Origin of the sequence: Candidatus Nitrosopumilus salarius BD31 (genome assembly GCF_000242875.2) — an archaeon.
Taxonomy (GTDB): domain Archaea; phylum Thermoproteota; class Nitrososphaeria; order Nitrososphaerales; family Nitrosopumilaceae; genus Nitrosopumilus; species Nitrosopumilus salarius.
In genome coordinates, this window is sequence record NZ_AEXL02000119.1 from 1 (window position 1) to 15,440 (window position 15,440).

Annotated in this window: 24 protein-coding genes; 7 read left to right on the plus strand and 17 right to left on the minus strand. The window is 35.0% G+C overall.

What is annotated here, in order from left to right; genetic code table 11:
- From BD31_RS06700 to BD31_RS10335, 10 genes are all read right to left on the minus strand, one after another.
- Positions 1-543, minus strand: a 543-nt coding sequence (locus BD31_RS06700) for a phosphoribosylaminoimidazolesuccinocarboxamide synthase (RefSeq protein ID WP_008300363.1), incomplete at its 3' end; no start/stop codon positions are given.
- Positions 544-583: 40 nt separating this feature from the next.
- Positions 584-970: a hypothetical protein gene (locus tag BD31_RS06705; protein WP_048097540.1), complete on the minus strand. Its 387-nt coding sequence runs from the start codon at positions 968-970 to the stop codon at positions 584-586.
- Positions 971-1,005: 35 nt separating this feature from the next.
- The gene (locus tag BD31_RS06710) at positions 1,006-1,284 is read right to left on the minus strand and encodes a DUF427 domain-containing protein (protein ID WP_008300353.1); all 279 of its coding nucleotides are present in this window, start codon (positions 1,282-1,284) and stop codon (positions 1,006-1,008) included.
- 41 nt (positions 1,285-1,325) lie between these two features.
- Positions 1,326-1,571, minus strand: a complete 246-nt coding sequence (locus tag BD31_RS06715; protein WP_008300366.1) for an Lrp/AsnC ligand binding domain-containing protein — start codon at positions 1,569-1,571, stop codon at positions 1,326-1,328.
- Between the two features lies 1 nt (position 1,572).
- A complete protein-coding gene (gene purF / locus BD31_RS06720) occupies positions 1,573-3,006 on the minus strand; it encodes an amidophosphoribosyltransferase (RefSeq protein WP_008300374.1) in 1,434 nt (477 codons plus the stop codon).
- The gene (gene purL, locus BD31_RS06725; RefSeq protein ID WP_008300352.1) at positions 2,999-5,164 is read right to left on the minus strand and encodes a phosphoribosylformylglycinamidine synthase subunit PurL; all 2,166 of its coding nucleotides are present in this window, start codon (positions 5,162-5,164) and stop codon (positions 2,999-3,001) included. Before purL ends, purF begins: the two co-directional genes overlap by 8 nt.
- The gene (gene purQ / locus BD31_RS06730; RefSeq protein ID WP_008300386.1) at positions 5,161-5,841 is read right to left on the minus strand and encodes a phosphoribosylformylglycinamidine synthase subunit PurQ; all 681 of its coding nucleotides are present in this window, start codon (positions 5,839-5,841) and stop codon (positions 5,161-5,163) included. Before purQ ends, purL begins: the two co-directional genes overlap by 4 nt.
- A gap of 225 nt (positions 5,842-6,066) precedes the next feature.
- Entirely contained in the window at positions 6,067-6,327 is a 261-nt protein-coding gene (gene purS, locus BD31_RS06735; protein ID WP_008300379.1) for a phosphoribosylformylglycinamidine synthase subunit PurS, read from the minus strand.
- 135 nt (positions 6,328-6,462) lie between these two features.
- Entirely contained in the window at positions 6,463-6,852 is a 390-nt protein-coding gene (locus BD31_RS06740; protein ID WP_008300349.1) for a hypothetical protein, read from the minus strand.
- A 45-nt stretch (positions 6,853-6,897) separates the two neighbouring features.
- Positions 6,898-7,053: a hypothetical protein gene (locus BD31_RS10335; protein WP_193353387.1), complete on the minus strand. Its 156-nt coding sequence runs from the start codon at positions 7,051-7,053 to the stop codon at positions 6,898-6,900.
- A gap of 97 nt (positions 7,054-7,150) precedes the next feature.
- On the opposite strand from BD31_RS10335, the gene BD31_RS06745 reads away from it, so the two are divergent.
- From BD31_RS06745 to BD31_RS06755, 3 genes are read left to right on the plus strand one after another with little or no spacing between them, the layout of a single operon-like run.
- Positions 7,151-7,618, plus strand: coding sequence for a hypothetical protein (locus tag BD31_RS06745; RefSeq protein ID WP_008300370.1), 468 nt, complete (start codon positions 7,151-7,153; stop codon positions 7,616-7,618).
- A gap of 29 nt (positions 7,619-7,647) precedes the next feature.
- Entirely contained in the window at positions 7,648-8,439 is a 792-nt protein-coding gene (gene tatC / locus BD31_RS06750; protein WP_008300348.1) for a twin-arginine translocase subunit TatC, read from the plus strand.
- 49 nt (positions 8,440-8,488) lie between these two features.
- Positions 8,489-8,695, plus strand: a complete 207-nt coding sequence (locus BD31_RS06755) for a Sec-independent protein translocase subunit TatA/TatB (RefSeq protein WP_008300392.1) — start codon at positions 8,489-8,491, stop codon at positions 8,693-8,695.
- Here the strand turns inward: BD31_RS06755 and BD31_RS06760 are convergent.
- The 3 genes from BD31_RS06760 to BD31_RS10105 are packed head-to-tail and all read right to left on the minus strand — an operon-like array spanning position 8,692 to position 9,886.
- The gene (locus BD31_RS06760; RefSeq protein ID WP_008300388.1) at positions 8,692-9,120 is read right to left on the minus strand and encodes an SRPBCC family protein; all 429 of its coding nucleotides are present in this window, start codon (positions 9,118-9,120) and stop codon (positions 8,692-8,694) included. The genes BD31_RS06755 and BD31_RS06760 overlap by 4 nt on opposite strands.
- A 7-nt stretch (positions 9,121-9,127) precedes the next feature.
- The gene (locus BD31_RS06765; protein ID WP_008300368.1) at positions 9,128-9,685 is read right to left on the minus strand and encodes a UbiX family flavin prenyltransferase; all 558 of its coding nucleotides are present in this window, start codon (positions 9,683-9,685) and stop codon (positions 9,128-9,130) included.
- A 57-nt stretch (positions 9,686-9,742) separates the two neighbouring features.
- Entirely contained in the window at positions 9,743-9,886 is a 144-nt protein-coding gene (locus BD31_RS10105) for a hypothetical protein (RefSeq protein ID WP_158641234.1), read from the minus strand.
- A gap of 97 nt (positions 9,887-9,983) precedes the next feature.
- Between BD31_RS10105 and BD31_RS06770 the strand changes: the two genes are divergently transcribed.
- Entirely contained in the window at positions 9,984-11,075 is a 1,092-nt protein-coding gene (locus tag BD31_RS06770; protein ID WP_008300362.1) for a formate--phosphoribosylaminoimidazolecarboxamide ligase family protein, read from the plus strand.
- A 1,015-nt stretch (positions 11,076-12,090) separates the two neighbouring features.
- On the plus strand, positions 12,091-12,351 hold the full coding sequence (locus BD31_RS06775; protein ID WP_008300382.1) for a hypothetical protein: 261 nt from the start codon (positions 12,091-12,093) through the stop codon (positions 12,349-12,351).
- Here BD31_RS06775 and BD31_RS06780 read toward each other — a convergent pair.
- The gene (locus tag BD31_RS06780) at positions 12,348-12,596 is read right to left on the minus strand and encodes a hypothetical protein (RefSeq protein ID WP_008300376.1); all 249 of its coding nucleotides are present in this window, start codon (positions 12,594-12,596) and stop codon (positions 12,348-12,350) included. The genes BD31_RS06775 and BD31_RS06780 overlap by 4 nt on opposite strands.
- A 153-nt stretch (positions 12,597-12,749) precedes the next feature.
- Positions 12,750-13,142 (minus strand): hypothetical protein, encoded by a 393-nt coding sequence (locus tag BD31_RS06785; protein WP_048097539.1) that lies wholly within the window; start codon positions 13,140-13,142, stop codon positions 12,750-12,752.
- Between the two features lie 35 nt (positions 13,143-13,177).
- Here BD31_RS06785 and BD31_RS06790 point away from each other — a divergent pair, with 35 nt between their 5' ends.
- Positions 13,178-13,378 carry a hypothetical protein gene (locus BD31_RS06790; RefSeq protein WP_008300356.1) on the plus strand — a complete coding sequence of 67 codons (201 nt, stop codon included), beginning with the start codon at positions 13,178-13,180 and terminating at the stop codon, positions 13,376-13,378.
- Here the strand turns inward: BD31_RS06790 and BD31_RS06795 are convergent, their stop codons facing one another.
- Positions 13,379-13,585, minus strand: a complete 207-nt coding sequence (locus BD31_RS06795; protein WP_008300389.1) for a hypothetical protein — start codon at positions 13,583-13,585, stop codon at positions 13,379-13,381.
- Between the two features lie 55 nt (positions 13,586-13,640).
- Positions 13,641-14,066: a bifunctional nuclease family protein gene (locus BD31_RS06800; RefSeq protein ID WP_008300347.1), complete on the minus strand. Its 426-nt coding sequence runs from the start codon at positions 14,064-14,066 to the stop codon at positions 13,641-13,643.
- Between the two features lie 137 nt (positions 14,067-14,203).
- On the opposite strand from BD31_RS06800, the gene BD31_RS06805 reads away from it, so the two are divergent.
- A partial coding sequence (locus BD31_RS06805; RefSeq protein WP_008300351.1) for a CBS domain-containing protein occupies positions 14,204-15,440 on the plus strand: 1,237 nt, incomplete at its 3' end.

Genomic DNA, 15,440 nt, shown 5'->3' on the forward strand with positions numbered 1-15,440 from the left:
TTCTAATTTCAAATCAGCCAAAATAAAACCGGCGTTATCTGCAAGTGCAGACATTTTTTTGTAAAGGTCTATCGAAGTTTTCTCCAACCAAGCATATTGTTCCGCAGTTACAAGATTCATCTCTAATGCTTTTGATTTGTTAATTGGAATATCATGTTCAGATTTCGTAGTGGGATCAAATATCGGTTCAAGTAGTTTTGCAGCAAGTGTTGTGTCAGTGTTTTCAGGAAGTGTAACCTCGCCTTTTTTCCATCTACTAACAAGACTGCCATAAAAATAACCCCTAACTACACACTCAATTGGAAGCATCTTCATCTTTTTTACAATAATTTCAGTATCAGAGTATCTTTTCACAAAATGATTTGCTATTGGTAATTCATTAAACCAAAACTCTGCAAATTTGCACAGAACTTTTCCTTTTTGAGGGATATTTTCATTAAATTTTACATCGTATGCAGAAACCCTATCAGAGAACTTGAAAAGTAGTGTATCGTCACCCATATCATACAAGTCCTTGACCTTACCTGAAGTGAGAAATTTCACAGCCAGCCTACCATGTAATCTGATTTAACTGCTCGGAATCCTAGGAACCCATCATTCCGACCATCTTTGGCATCTCTCGGTATGTTTTGCTTACAAAAACATCATTATCTGCACTGATCATCACAAATTCCATAGGATTCTCAGGAGGAGGGGAAACTATGATCTTCTGTCCAGCCTTAAGAGCCCCCAGTTCCAATGTATCGCCAGCACCAAAATTCACATGAACATTAGTTAGTGGTTGAGAGCCAATATTTTGAATAGTTACACGTCCCATTACAAACAAATTTTGTTTATCCAAAATAGGATCAACAAAAATATCATGTTCTTGAGTAGAGACAGATAATTTCAGAATATCAGCGCCAAATATTACCGCCATCGCTATAATGCCTCCAACTCCCGCAGCAATGATTAGAGTGTACTGATTCACCAATGGTTTCTTGCTTTTCTAATAATTAAGAATGATCACTTTACTTTAACACCATTCCAAAATGCAACCATTCCTTTAATCTTCATGGCAGCATCATTTGGTTCAGCATAATACCATGCACAATCTTTGTTGATTTTTCCGTTGACGTCAACTGAATAATAATTGGCCTTTCCTTTCCAACCACAAACAGTAGTCAAATCAGTCTTTTTGAAATATTCTTTCTTTATCGAATCGTATGGAAAATAATGATTCCCTTCAACGACTACAGTATCATCACTTTCTGCAATCACAGTATTGTTCCAAATTGCTTGCATGACATCACATCACATATACATTATTTAAAGAAAGTTCCAGATTATTTTTTGTTCTGCTCAGGAATTACAGATAATGTAATAGTAGATAAAACATGATTAATTTTTCGAATTTGTTTTGTAATTATTTCAGCAATTTCAAGTGAAGAATTTGCCTCAATTTTTACAAAAATATCATACATGCCAAAAGTCCCTTTCGCTTCTTTGATTTGATCAATTTTCAAAAGCTCGCTCATGACATCCATTTCATGAGCCATTTCACTCTTAACCAGAACGTATGCAATTTCCATCTTATTCGCCTTTCATTTCCTCTCTTGTTCTAAATTCAGGTGTAATTCCAAGAGATTCATAGTTGCCGGATGAGCAAGTAAAACACATGGAGTCTTTTGGAATACCTACTGCTGCCGCAAGATTTTCTGCATCATTGTATCCCAAAAAGTCAGCACCGATACTTTGCCTTACCATCTCAGTCATTTCTTCTTGAGACATTTCCTTTCCATTAGAAAATGTTGCAAGCTCTTCCTGTGAAGGAAAATCAATTCCAGCATAACATGGGAATTTAATTGGAGGATACGTGATCACCATACTGATTTTTCTAGCACCAGCCCTTCGAAGTGCTTTGATAATTGCCTTTGAGCTAGTTCCCCTAACCAAACTATCATCTATTACGACTACATGTTGCCCTTCAATAATTTCTTTAATTGGGATAATCCATCGGTTAATTTCTATTCGGTCAGATTGATGTGGTTCGATGAAGCTTCGCAGTGGACCTTTCTTACTATATCGGTCTTTGAGTAGACCCTCATCAAAAGACACACCAAGTTCTTGGGCATAACCTAACGCTGCAGGTCTTGCAGAATCTGGAACGGGGATTACTAGATCTGCATCTTTGATTGGGAATTTTTTTGCTAAAAATCGTCCAATATTTTTTCTTGCGACATAGATGTTTGTTCCTTCCATGTTACTTGAAGGGTGTGCAAAGTAAGTAAATTCAAAAGAACAGTGAGCACGTGTAGGATCATCAGAGAACATTTCAGTTTCCAATCCATTTTTGCTTAACCTGATTAGTTCACCTGGATTCACATTGCGTTGCAGTTGAGCTCCAACTGCAGACACTGCAGATGATTCCGATGCAACAATGTATGTGTCATCGGATTCTTTGTGACCTAAAACCATCGGACGGAATCCTTTAGGATCACGTGCAGCATAAACAGAATTATCATCAGAGATAAACGTAAAACAATAAGATCCAATCATCTCGTTTTTTAGAATAGATAGTGCCTTTCCCATCTCACCGTTCTCAGAGATTAATGTAACAAGTCTTTGGGCGGCAACAAGCGTATCACTTGCGTTTTGAGGAGTAAACGAGCACCCACCAACCAGATTAGATAGTTCCTGCACATTTGCTATGGTTCCATTATGAGCGATGCATAAATCCTTGACTTTGAGAGGCTGTGCATTCTCCAAAGTGCTCTTACCCATTGTAGAATAGCGAACATGTCCTATTACTGCAGGAGAGGCATATTCTTCAGAAATTTTTTTAAACTCAGATGATGCGGCAGAAACTAATCCCAATCTCTTAAGCGGGGCTTTGTTCGGAATTGCAAGCCCCCAAGCTTCTTGACCTCTATGCTGAAGTGCCCTTAGTGCATCAATTACCATTGGAACAACATTGGTTCCTGTAAGACTATAGATTCCAACAACACCGCAATTTTCTTTAACCATGAAGTACCAAATCCCTTAACGAATTTAACCAAGTTTTTTGAGCCTTATCAACTCTTAGATCAATGATGGATTTTGCAGAATTTGTAAATTGAATCCTATATCCACCAAATTCGCCTATTTCCTTAAAGGAAACATTGTTCTTTTTTAGAATGCTTTCAAGTTTTTTGAGATTCTTTCTTTCTAATGCAAGTAAATATCGAGAATGGCTTTCAGAGAATAAAATTCGGTCAACTGAGAGTTTTTCACCGGGTACTTTTTCCAGAGACACCTTACAGCCGATCTGGTTTGTCATACACATTTCAGACACTGCAACTGCAAGACCGCCTTTTGAGCAATCATGTGCAGATTTTACAAGACTATCATTAATCACTTTAAGTACAGAGAACATATTTTTCTTCGAATCTTCAAAGTTGACAACAGGACATTTTCCACCAATAAATTTATGAACATATTCAAAGTATTCGGAGCCACCAAGCTCATCTTTTGTATCCCCAATAATTACAAGACAGTCATTATCTGAAATTTTTTGGGGAATAGATGGTTTTTTGTCAATCAAACCTAAAACACCAATTACAGGAGTTGGTTTTATGGGACCAGCGGGAGTTTCGTTATACAAACTGACTTTGCCTCCAACACATGGGATTTTAAAAAATTTTGCAAAATCAGTCAGTCCCTTTAGAGATTCCAAAAATGTCCAAAAGATTTCAGGATCCTTAGGACTACCAAATTGAAGATGATCAAGCATTCCAATGGGTTTTGCACCAGTACATACAACATTTCTGCAAGCCTCCTCAAAGCAACCAATTGCCCCTTCTCTTGGATTGATGTAGCAATGTTTTGGGTTGCCGTCAATTTTTGCAGAAAGAAATTTCCCATTATCTAAACGTAAAACAGATGCATCACGGCCAGGCTTAGTAACAGTTCTAATTCCAACTTCATGATCATATTGACCATAAACCCAAATTTTACTTGCAATGTTTGGGGATGCAAGAAACTTCATCATTAGTTTAGAATAATCAGTGATTGGTTTGAGTTTTTTTTCTTTTTCAATTGTATCTAAGTAGACAGGTTTTTTTGATGGCAAGTCAAGCAGAGTTGCATTTGCCACAACATCAGTTGGGAGATTAGCAAATGTTTTTTTGCCTTTTTTAATGTGCATATAATTATCAAATTTCACATGTCCAATTACAGAACACCCAATATGGAATTTTTTACAGATTATTTGTAATTTTTTTAATTTGATTTTACTTGTTACAATTAACATACGTTCTTGAGATTCAGAAACCATGATTTCATCTGGATGCATGTCGGATTCACGTGTATGTACCTTCTCAACATCCATCTCTATTCCTATATCTAATGCATCAGCTGTCTCGGATATTGCACAAGACAGTCCACCGCCGCCAAGATCTTTCATTGCATGAATTAGTTTCTCATTTCTTGCCTCTAGAATTGCCTCAATGATCAATTTTTCTATGAAAGGATCAGGGATTTGAACTGCAGAACGGTCTTCAGATTCCAAAGAATCAGACGCAAATTGAGAACCACCAATGCCATCTCGTCCAGTAGAGCCACCAAGCAGTATCACTAAATCACCTTTCTTTGCATGATTTTTGATAAGATTCTCTTTTTTTCCAAATCCGACTGCGGCAACGTCTACCAGAGCATAGTTTTGATAACATTCATCAAACTCAACTTCTCCTCCAATAGTGGGAATCCCCAAACAATTTCCATAGTCAGCAATACCGGTAACTGCATTTTTGAAAAGCCATCTTGCTTGTTGATCTTTTTCAATATTTCCAAAACGCAATCCATCAAAAATTGCAATAGGTCTAGTTCCAGCAGACAAAATATCACGAATTACACCCCCAACACCAGTTGCGGCACCTCCATACGGTTCTACAGCTGAAGGATGATTATGACTTTCAATGTGGGCGGTTACGACATATCCATCACCAACATCTAAAACTCCAGAATCATATCCTTTTTCTTTGATTACCAAAGGCCCTGTCATGGGCAACATTTTGAGATGTTTCTTGGATGATTTGTAAGAGCAATGCTCAGACCATTCAGCAGCTACAATTTGTAATTCCGTGGAAGTTGGTTCTCGTCCAATTTTTGATTTTAGATCGGATAGTTCTTGTGATTCTAGACTCAATTATGAACACCAGTTTTTGTTAGTAGAGATTCAAAGATCAACGATGATGGTTTGTTGTCAATTGGGTTGATTTCAGATTCAACTGCTCTTTCAGGATGAGGCATCATACCAACCACATTTCCGTCTTCATTACATACACCTGCAATTCTGTCAGTGGAGCCATTTACTACCTCACTATATCTAAAGACAATTTGGTTTTTTTTCTTTAATTCTTTCAAAGTATCATCATCAACATAATACCTCCCTTCACCGTTTGCAATAGGTATTGGAATTTTATCATGCAGTTTGAACTGATTTGTAAATGGGGTTGTATTGTTCTCAACAATCAGATTTGTCCATTCGCACATAAAATTTAGAGATTCATTTTTGAGCAAAACACCAGGAAGTAACCCAGCCTCTACAAGAATTTGAAATCCGTTACATACACCTAAAATTGGAATTCCTTGTTTGGCCATTTTTTGAACATCTTTTATAATTGGACTGTGAGCTGCTATCACACCTGCTCTAAGTCTATCCCCATAAGAGAAACCACCTGGAAGAACCACTGCATCAATATTTTTTGGGAGGCCTTTCTCGTGCCAATAATACTGTGCGTCCAAATCAAAGACATCACTCAAAACATGATACATATCGCGATCACAATTACTGCCAGGAAAAACTACAACTCCAACTTTCACGATTACAATTAGATCCTCAGATATTTAATTTGAATCTAGCAATAGAATATTTTTATGTGTGCAAAAAGCTTGATCGGCGTTACTCAAGTCAGACACATTATGTAAAAAACATCATTGTGTGAGATCTGGATAAAACAATACTTGACTCGACAATAAATCATGGAAAAGAGATCAGTTTCCTTCCAATAAAAAATTGAAAATAGCCAGAAATCATTTCAAAAAAAGTCAACTGTCAAAAACATCGATTGTGACTTTGCTTACCATTGGATTGTATATTCTTAATTCATCACAGATTTCTTGTACTTTAGATTGAGCAGTTTTCTTATCTTTTTCTTTGATAGTAAATTTCAACATCTTTGCAGTCTTAATTTTTGAAACTGTTTTTTGGGTTCCTTTAAGAACCAGATCATTTAGAATTGTATCGCCCTCAGGATCACTGATACCAGGTTTATTTTCAATCGTCACATGCACATCATAAATTGCCATTGATAATTAAAAAAATAAAAATGAGGTTAATCTATCTTCCGAATAATTTTACGTTTTTATACTTATTTTGAGATAGATGTCAGGTATCCGGTTCTGAGGACTAGTATTGTCAAAGATATCACCGCCCAGTGCCGGTTACTTGGAATTCATTTTATCTTTGACATATTCAACATATTTTCGGTAAAGGCCTGATTCATAATGAGGGTTTTTTACAATGAGGAATTTATTTTTCAAATCTTCTTTGGAAGAGTACATGTCCTTTTCAAAGATTTCTTTTTCATCAAGTGTAATACAAATATCTTGCCATGCAGAAACCTCTCCAGGATTTCTATTTGCAGTTGCATAGTAGACATACATTAATCGGAGTTTGTTATATTCATCCAAACCCATATCTTTACCAAAAATATAATTTCTTTTCAAACTCTGAAAATAGATCAACCCCTGTTTGGTCAGAACATAATCAAAAAGTTTGGGATACTCGTTGAGTTCAATTGGATATAATGGGTTGTTTTGATCAGATGACATTCAATCGAAAATAGGAACTAGTCCAAGATAACTTTAATTTTTACATTATATTTTGTATTTTTTCAAGCCTTGTTCTAAAACTAAATTCAAGACATGTGAAAAACTCACAGATTTGGTCGAAGTTTTGATCATCTTTGCTTGAATACTGCGAAGTTTCTCTGCATTTGTAGAATTCAATACAATGGTTATTCTATTTGTCACATTAACATTATACTTATTTCATATAAAAACAAGGCACATTTCTTGCCTATCATACAGATATTGGAATTTATAGATGATTATTTCACATAATCACATAATGGCCAAAGGCAGAATGAGATATTGGAAGATCACATCAGAAGAATTAGCAGGATATACTTATGACGAGAGCAATTTACTTAATTGGGAAATTAAATGTATTAGAGAACCAGAAAGTGAGGCACAATTTATCGGAGTTTTCATGTACAGAAACGGTACAGCGTATGACTATGAATCAGTAAAAGGCATATGCTTTTTTCATAACAACATTGATCGAAAAGAAATTCCTTCAATCACCAGTTTCCTTCAAGGGAAATTTAATGGAAAGGAGATGGAAAAAGGAGAAAGAGTATTTCTCAAAGACTCTAAAGAAATCTATTCGGCCAAAGATATTAGTAATTTGGCAAAAGAGATGGAATCCAAGTTTAACACTAAAGCCATTATTTCATTAGAGTTTGAAGGTATAACGGCTGAACAACTCAAAGAAGCCGGTCTTCCAGAAGCAAAGTTGTTACCAATTCCCACTTAATTGATATAGTTTAGACGCAAAGATAATGGATGTCAGAATTAGAAGGTATCAGTAAGCATTTTGAAGAGCTAAGAAAGAGACTACTTAGGATTGTACTAGTAATTGGAATCATCACCACGTTCATTCTAATGTTTCATGCGGAACCAATTCAAGTTGGAGAATTTACTTTGTATTACCCTACACCCGAACCAATCAACAACATGGCGGCACAGATTACAAATCATATGAAAAACAATCTGGTTCCAGAAAACGTGCAATTAATTCAGACTGCACCAGGACAAGCATTCTTTGCTCAGGTATACATCGCAGCACTAGTCGGAATTGTTTTAGGAATGCCAGTAGTAATAAAAGAATTAGTTGGATTCATCAAGCCAGCGTTAAAAGAAAACGAAGTACATGTTAGCAGAAGCATATCCATTCCAGCATTAGGGTTATTCATTTCAGGTTGCATATTTTCTTACTATTGGGTAGTTCCATACATTTTAGAATTTTTGTATAGATATGGAGAATCTGCAGGTCTTGTAACGTTTCTAAACATCATGGATTTTGTGACATTTGTATTACAATTTTTGTTAGCATTCGGAATTTCATTTCAGCTTCCACTTGTAATGTATGCAGTGTCAATGTCAGGAATGATAGAATCTAGTTTTTGGAGAAAAAATATCAGATACGCCATTGTAGCTATCGTGATATTCGGTGCAGTGATCACACCGGATGGAAGTGGGGTCACGATGTGGTTTATTGCAGGTCCTATGATTGCATTATACACAGCAGGCATGATAGTCATCGAACGTAAAGAACGTAAAAAGTCGAACATTTAAATCCAAATTTAATCAAATAGATATATCATGTTAGGGTGGGATAAGTAATTTGATTGCAGGGCAAGAATGGATTTTTATCATAATTATTGCAGTGGTGTTCATTTTTGGGGCAAAGAAAATTCCTGAGCTTGCAAAAACCTTCGGTAAAGCCAAAGGAGAGTTTGAGAAGGGAAAGATCGAGGGGGAGAAAGAGCTTAATGATTTTAAGGGAAAAATAGATAGTCCCGCAAACGATAAAGAATCTAAATCAGACTAGGTTTCAGCAGTTTTTAAAAAATCATTTAAAATTCGTTCATACTCTTGTTCAGATTTATTTTTCCCAAATAAACTAAGGAATTTCATTTTTCCTTTTAATTTTAAATTTACATCAACTATGATTTTTGTTCCATCTGGAACATCTATGAATTGTTCTTTAATGTGACTTCCCTTCCCATCACCTCCAATTACAAAAACTTCATGTAACACAGGGGATTTGGAAACATGTTTTGCCATAATCAATAATTCTTTTTCTCCTAAAACAAGATGTTCTTCAACCACAGAAACATCATTTCTTACGGAGCGGATTCTAATTGAAGGGTAATGCTGTGGAAATAGTTTCTGATAATTTTCAAAATTAGAGAAAATATCAAACACGTATTCTCTTTTTGCATTAATTGTTTTTTCAAATGAGAATGTTGGCAATAGTAATTTAGAAAGTGCCCCATCGAGGGTATAAATCGTGCTCTATGTCAAACTGGTCTAAACATTTTCCCACACCATGATTAATAATGTCATCAATAGATTTTGGTTTGGTATAAAATTCAGTAACAGGCGGTAAAATGACAACACCCAGTCTAGATAACTTTAGCATATTTTCTAGATGAATTGCAGACAGGGGGGTTTCTCGAACCATTAAAATTAGTTTTCTATATTCTTTAATTGTAACTCCCGCGGCTCTTGCAACTAGAGTGTCGTCATATCCATTTGCAATTGCAGATAGTGTTTTCATACTGCATGGGGCTACAATCATCCCATCAACTTTATGGGTGCCACTGGAAATACTTGACGCCATATTTTTTTCATCCGAAGTATTAGTTGCCAATGATTTCACATAATCAACAGTATGCTCCGTTTCCATGGAAATACACTTTTCACCCCATTGAGACATTATCAAATGAGTCTCAACATTTAGTTTCTTGAGAGTCTCAAGCATGCGTATTCCATATATCACGCCAGTGCTACCGGTGATGCCAATGATTAATTTCAATAGTTAATCTTGAAAGCCAGAGTATTTTATCTATTAGATATAGAATTTTGTTTAGCACTAGAAATTATCAGATAAATCATTTTGGTTACGCTCTAATTCATTTTGAGTTTTTCTTCGTTTCAACCACAAAGAAATGCCACCAGCTGCCATGGCAGTTAACAAGATAATTCCAGCCATTTGAAGTTCAAGATAATAGAGCACGGGTAGAGTCAAACTCCAATTGAAAAAAATCTATTGGTTTTCGCCGATCAATCAAATCAAAAATTAGCTATATTAGATCCCAATATCTAGTCATATTGTGATTAAAAATTCTGACATCAAGAAGATAGTAAATGAGTATTCAGATGTTAAAATTGGAGTTCTTGGCAGTCACTCAGCTCTAGAAATTATGGATGGTGCAAAAGATGAAGATTTTCAGACTACAGTTTTTTGTCAAAAAGGAAGAGAGGGACCATATCAAAGATTTGGACGAATTGCAGATGAAATAATAGTATTAAACAAATTCAAAGAAATGGCATCAGCCAAATATCAAAAACAACTCAGAGAATCTAACACGATTATTGTACCTCACAGATCACTTACGGTTTATCTGGGTTACAAAACGATAGAAAACTCATTCAAGGTTCCAATTTTTGGGAACAGGAAGCTATTCCAAGCTGAAGAGAGAACTGCAAAAAAGGGTCAGTATTATCTGCTAGAAAAGGCCAGAATAAAATATCCAAAATTATTCAAGGATCCAAAAAGAATCAACAGACCGTGCATAGTAAAGGTTCAAGAAAAAAACAGACCACTTGAAAGAGCATTCTTCACAGTTTCATCCTACAAAGATTATGTAAGAAAATCCGATGCAAAAATCAAACAAGGAATAATCTCACGAAAAGATCTTGAGAAAGCAAGTATTGAGGAATTAGCAATAGGAACGTACATGAATTTCAATTTTTTCCATACACCAATTTCTGATCAAGTTGATTTTATAGGGATTGAGCGTAGACTGCAGACTAATATTCATGATTATAATGCGCTTCCTGCAAAACAACAGTTGGATATTGATGTAGAATTACAAAATATCGAAGTGGGACACACACCTGCAAGCATCAGAGAGTCATTGCTTGAGAAAGTAATTAAAATGGGAGACAAATTTGTAGCCGCAGTTAAGAAAGAATATGCCCCAGGAATTATTGGTCCATTCTCACTTCAAAGTGTGATCACAAAAGATTTGGAATTAGTAGTGTATGATGTATCGCTTCGAGTTCCTGGAAATCCCATAGTTGCAACAACTAGCCCATATACAAAATATCAATACGGTAAGACATTTGGGGTGGGTAGAAGAATCGCAATGGAGATTAAACGAGCTCAGGAAGAAGGGCGTTTAGATGAAATCGTAACGTGATTAAATTTGAAAAAAGGTATCAGAAAAAGTTTTGAGAAAAATCAAGAGTTCAACTAATCTTCATAAAAAATCCAGGATAGTCCTCTAACTTCTTCCCATGATGGATTTTTCGAAGTGATATTATTTGACATAGTAATTAATTCTCAAATTTACATAAAACCAACTCGTATGATTGATACGAAAGATCTTTTAATTAAAACTCAAAGTCACATCATGTTAGATTTCAGAAAATATCTAAATTGCCCTGAATGCAGACAAAGACCTCCGTATTGCCCAGAGCATAGAAGAGAGGTGGATGCCATATTAGATAAAGACAGATAATCTAAAAATAAACAATTTTTAGTTTTTTTACAAACCTAAAAGAAATTAAAAAACAGAATATTGATGAGAGAAAGTAAAAAGGCGCAAACCCCTAACTGCAGAACTATGAGAGATTTCCTCTCTTTTTCAGTTCGTTAAACGACTGAAGCCTTTTTCGTTCTGCGGGGCAGCGCAATCTAATCGCCAGATTTTACAACTAACGACATTATTTACTGTAAGACATATTAGTATTTAATATTTTATGTGATTTATTTCATAAAATATAGCATAATATTATAAATTACAATATAATTTTTCAGGCATGAATTTTTGATCATAAAAATCAAATTATTTGACACGAGAAAAATCTAATCATCCAATAAATACACAATTTATGAAAATGATATCAAGCCAAAAAGAATCACCATAAGGATAGAAGATAAGTCAGACTAACCCAAGCAATAAGGCTTCAAAAAGAAATTGCCTCATTTAGACAATCTAAAGCACCAAATGAAATGTTAAGAAAGTGCATCTGAGTACAAAAATATATTTTCAATGAATCTCTACCATCTTTGTCAATTGGCTAGATTGAGGAATATGTTGAATACTCGACGTTTTGTCTCAAATAATTAAAACGGTTTGATGTTTGAGAGAAAATTGCTGGATGCCAGTTGACAATACAAACTCTTTTTTGACCAATATTTCACGACGTTGTATGGGCAAAATCATATTTGTAAAAGAAATCATAACCATTCAAAACGAACCAAAACTTTGTCCCACATGTCAAAAAGAAGACAGGTTAGAAAAGGGGCTCATCAGAGAAGAGAGGTCACATGGAAAAACAATTCTCTGCAACAGATGTGAGGCATTAATTGTTATGACAAATCAAAATCTGAGAAAAGTAGAATTGTCAGCAATAAAAGATGATACTATAATGCTCAAAGAGCCTCATTTGATAAGAAAAGTAGAATACTAATTTTTAGATTTTCCAAGTAATTCCTGAATTACATATCCCCTAACATTGGCAAACTCCCAATCCTTGAGATCTGAATTCCTACATTCTTCTTTTATGATAAGACCTGCAAGTCCATCGCTCCAAATATGTCGTTTTGTATCATAAACTTCAATAATTTTTCCATGTTTTGTTATTTTGATTGCACCATGACATCTCTCAATTATTTGTAATGCAACCCTCTGATACACTTTTTCAAAATTAACCATAATATGACTACTCATCATCATATCAAAAAGGTTCTGATTTTTTGGATGGAATGATAATATACGATAGAGATTAGAACAAAAATTGCTGATGATTAACCACCAAACTAAGCTATAACTGAATGATGATGAGTTTGCCGAATTATGAAGCACGATCTAAGATTTTCTTTCACTGACATTCACAGTCATTGATAGTGGTGGAGACAATGCTTCTGGATGATCAACACTTTCCCAGACAAAAACCTGAATATAATACACACCTGATTCTGCAGGGATCCATGATTGTGCAGGGGAAAAAGACTGTCTTGGAGACAAGGAACCAGTCAGCCAAGATAATGAAATCACGATATCATCATCATTTTTTACTTGAGTAATATACGCAAAGTTTTGTTGAGTATCTTGATTATTTGAAATATCTGCCATGATCATTATTTGTTCATCAACAAAATGAGTTTTAATTTCAGAAGGTGCTTGGGTAGTTATAGGATCTGCAAAAGCAATACCAACCACATATACGAGTACGCATATTGAAAAAATCAGAATTTTCATAACCGGTATTAGTGGGATATGTATTTAATCTATCTATGAGTCTTCCAAAAAAATTTCCAGAATATTCAATGATGTACAAAACACTGTCAAATCAAATTAAATTGCTAAAAAAAAGAATGAAAAATGTAAATGGCCAAGAACTAAAGAAAATCAATGCAAAGACTGAAAAATATCAATCAGAATTAAATAAAATTAAGAAAATGTTTCCAGAAAGATTTTTTGAAGAAGATAGTTAATTATTCATGGTTATGGCCACAATCACAATCATTGTCTTTAGTTAACATTAATTGTTGAACCATCTCATCACGAATTTTCAACAAATCAACAACTTGTTGTTTTAGGGATGATGAATCCCAATTTTCTTGATGCAATTCTCGTACTACATCAATTATTTCAAGATCAATATTTAGAAGATTATCCATAAGTTGTTCTTGATCATTCATGACAATTCATCACCACACTATGAAAAAAACCATTCTAATTTATAACATGAAATGTTTATGCTTCCATACTTTCTTTTAGAAGACTTTTCCTAACAAGTATTGGGATGTTGTAAAATGCTCCCAAGGCCATAGCGTCAGATGCACGATAATTTCTTAACACGAGGTCCTTTTTGCCAGTAAAGTACAGATTTGCCCTTAAAACTTCACCGCTTTCATAGATTTTTACTTTGACAAGAACCAATTCATTTTGTTCACAAATTTCTTCAATCATTCTATAAATTGATGGAATTTGCTCTCCTTCAGTGTCCCCAAAACTTGAGATATGTCTTGCAACTTCGCCTGAAAAGGCTCTCATGTGAAATTCTTTGCCACTATCAGCCTTTAGGATAACCATTCCTTCAACGGCATAAGGGTCAACGAACCCAACATAATCGATTTTGACGGATTCATAATCTGGCTCTTGTGCTTGCGCAATATCCATGGTATTATGTATAAACTTCCTTACTAAGGCTTATAAAGATAGCAAAAATTGTGGATCAAAATAATTTAAAATTTTTAAACGATCAATATGTGTGCGTGACCCCAAATTATTTAAAATCCGCAACTATGGGTAGCTTAATGTCTACAAATCCAGAACGGGCCGTATCATATGTTCTAAGCAAGTATGTTACAGAATACATGGATACGGAGGTATTAATTCTTAATCAGAATACATTAACCAGAGATGCAGCTAGAATGCTGCGTCACTATGAAAGAGATGACATCATAGTTACAGATGAAGAAAAATTTCCAGTAGGGATAGTTACTGATGAAGATATTCTAAGTAAAGTAAGTGATGTCACAGTTTACGCCGAAGCTACCAAATTAAAAGACATCATGAGTTCACCGCTTATCACAATTAATGAAAAATCCACATTACAAGATGCATTACATAAAATGAGAGACAATAACATAAGAAAACTTCCAGTTCTATCAAAGAAAAATCAGGTGATTGGGATGATTTTTCAAGGAGCCATTGCAAATGTCATACGAGATGCAACCGCAACAGCACCTCGTCTGCTGAGTCCCCCAGTAAAAGCAGTTCTAGGAAATTTGGGTTTTGTTTTACAGTTTGCAGGAGTATTACTACTTGTTCCAGCCATAGTTGCAACAATTTTAGAGGATACAACAATTGCTACTGGGATTTATTTGACAACAGTTCTTTTGTTAGTTACAGGTTTCTTTCTAAATTCTTATGGTGAAAAAGCCAGTCTTAATTTACATCAAGCGTCGATTTTGGTTTTTTCTAGCTTATTTTTGTTATCCTTGTTTGGAACTGTGCCATATCTGTATGTACTTCCAACCGGAGACAGTGCGGGGGCAATATTTGCAAATGCCTTCTTTTCAAGTGCTGCAGGATTTACAACTGGAGGAATTTCTATTTTTAATGAACCTGAAAATCTGAGTCAAAGTTTCACATTCTTCCGAAGTTATACTCAACTTGTAGGTGGAATGAGTTTCATTTATTTAGTAATTACCGCATTTTATCCAGAATCAAAACTGCAATCAATGCGAGGTTTCATATCAGGAAGAACACTTCACATGAAGGAGTTATTTTCAACAATTACAGTTATCTTTACAGTATACATTGTGATTGTCGCATTGTTGTTGTATTTCTTCGGGGAGAGAAATATTATCGATAATTTTTCGTTGGCTATGAGTACTCTAGCAACAGGGGGATTCTTACCTACATCAACAATTCTTGAGGGATTACTTTGGCAAGAGCATGTAATATTGATGGGCGCAATGATTTTAGGAGCATTGCCATTTACGTTTCACTATGCATTTGTAAGAAAAAAATTCCTTGCGCCTAAAC

Excerpts from the sequence above, each read along its gene's own strand:
- BD31_RS06800 (WP_008300347.1), bottom strand. The coding sequence starts at position 14,066 with ATGGATATTGCGCAAGCACAAGAGCCAGATTATGAATCCGTCAAAATC.
- BD31_RS06785 (WP_048097539.1), bottom strand. The coding sequence starts at position 13,142 with ATGAAAATTCTGATTTTTTCAATATGCGTACTCGTATATGTGGTTGGT.
- BD31_RS06710 (WP_008300353.1), bottom strand. The coding sequence starts at position 1,284 with ATGCAAGCAATTTGGAACAATACTGTGATTGCAGAAAGTGATGATACT.
- BD31_RS06775 (WP_008300382.1), top strand. The coding sequence starts at position 12,091 with ATGGGCAAAATCATATTTGTAAAAGAAATCATAACCATTCAAAACGAA.
- BD31_RS06715 (WP_008300366.1), bottom strand. The coding sequence starts at position 1,571 with ATGGAAATTGCATACGTTCTGGTTAAGAGTGAAATGGCTCATGAAATG.
- BD31_RS06790 (WP_008300356.1), top strand. The coding sequence starts at position 13,178 with ATGAGTCTTCCAAAAAAATTTCCAGAATATTCAATGATGTACAAAACA.
- BD31_RS06780 (WP_008300376.1), bottom strand. The coding sequence starts at position 12,596 with ATGGTTAATTTTGAAAAAGTGTATCAGAGGGTTGCATTACAAATAATT.
- BD31_RS06740 (WP_008300349.1), bottom strand. The coding sequence starts at position 6,852 with ATGTCATCTGATCAAAACAACCCATTATATCCAATTGAACTCAACGAG.
- BD31_RS06795 (WP_008300389.1), bottom strand. The coding sequence starts at position 13,585 with ATGAATGATCAAGAACAACTTATGGATAATCTTCTAAATATTGATCTT.
- BD31_RS06745 (WP_008300370.1), top strand. The coding sequence starts at position 7,151 with ATGGCCAAAGGCAGAATGAGATATTGGAAGATCACATCAGAAGAATTA.
- purF (WP_008300374.1), bottom strand. The coding sequence starts at position 3,006 with ATGGTTAAAGAAAATTGCGGTGTTGTTGGAATCTATAGTCTTACAGGA.
- tatC (WP_008300348.1), top strand. The coding sequence starts at position 7,648 with ATGTCAGAATTAGAAGGTATCAGTAAGCATTTTGAAGAGCTAAGAAAG.
- purS (WP_008300379.1), bottom strand. The coding sequence starts at position 6,327 with ATGGCAATTTATGATGTGCATGTGACGATTGAAAATAAACCTGGTATC.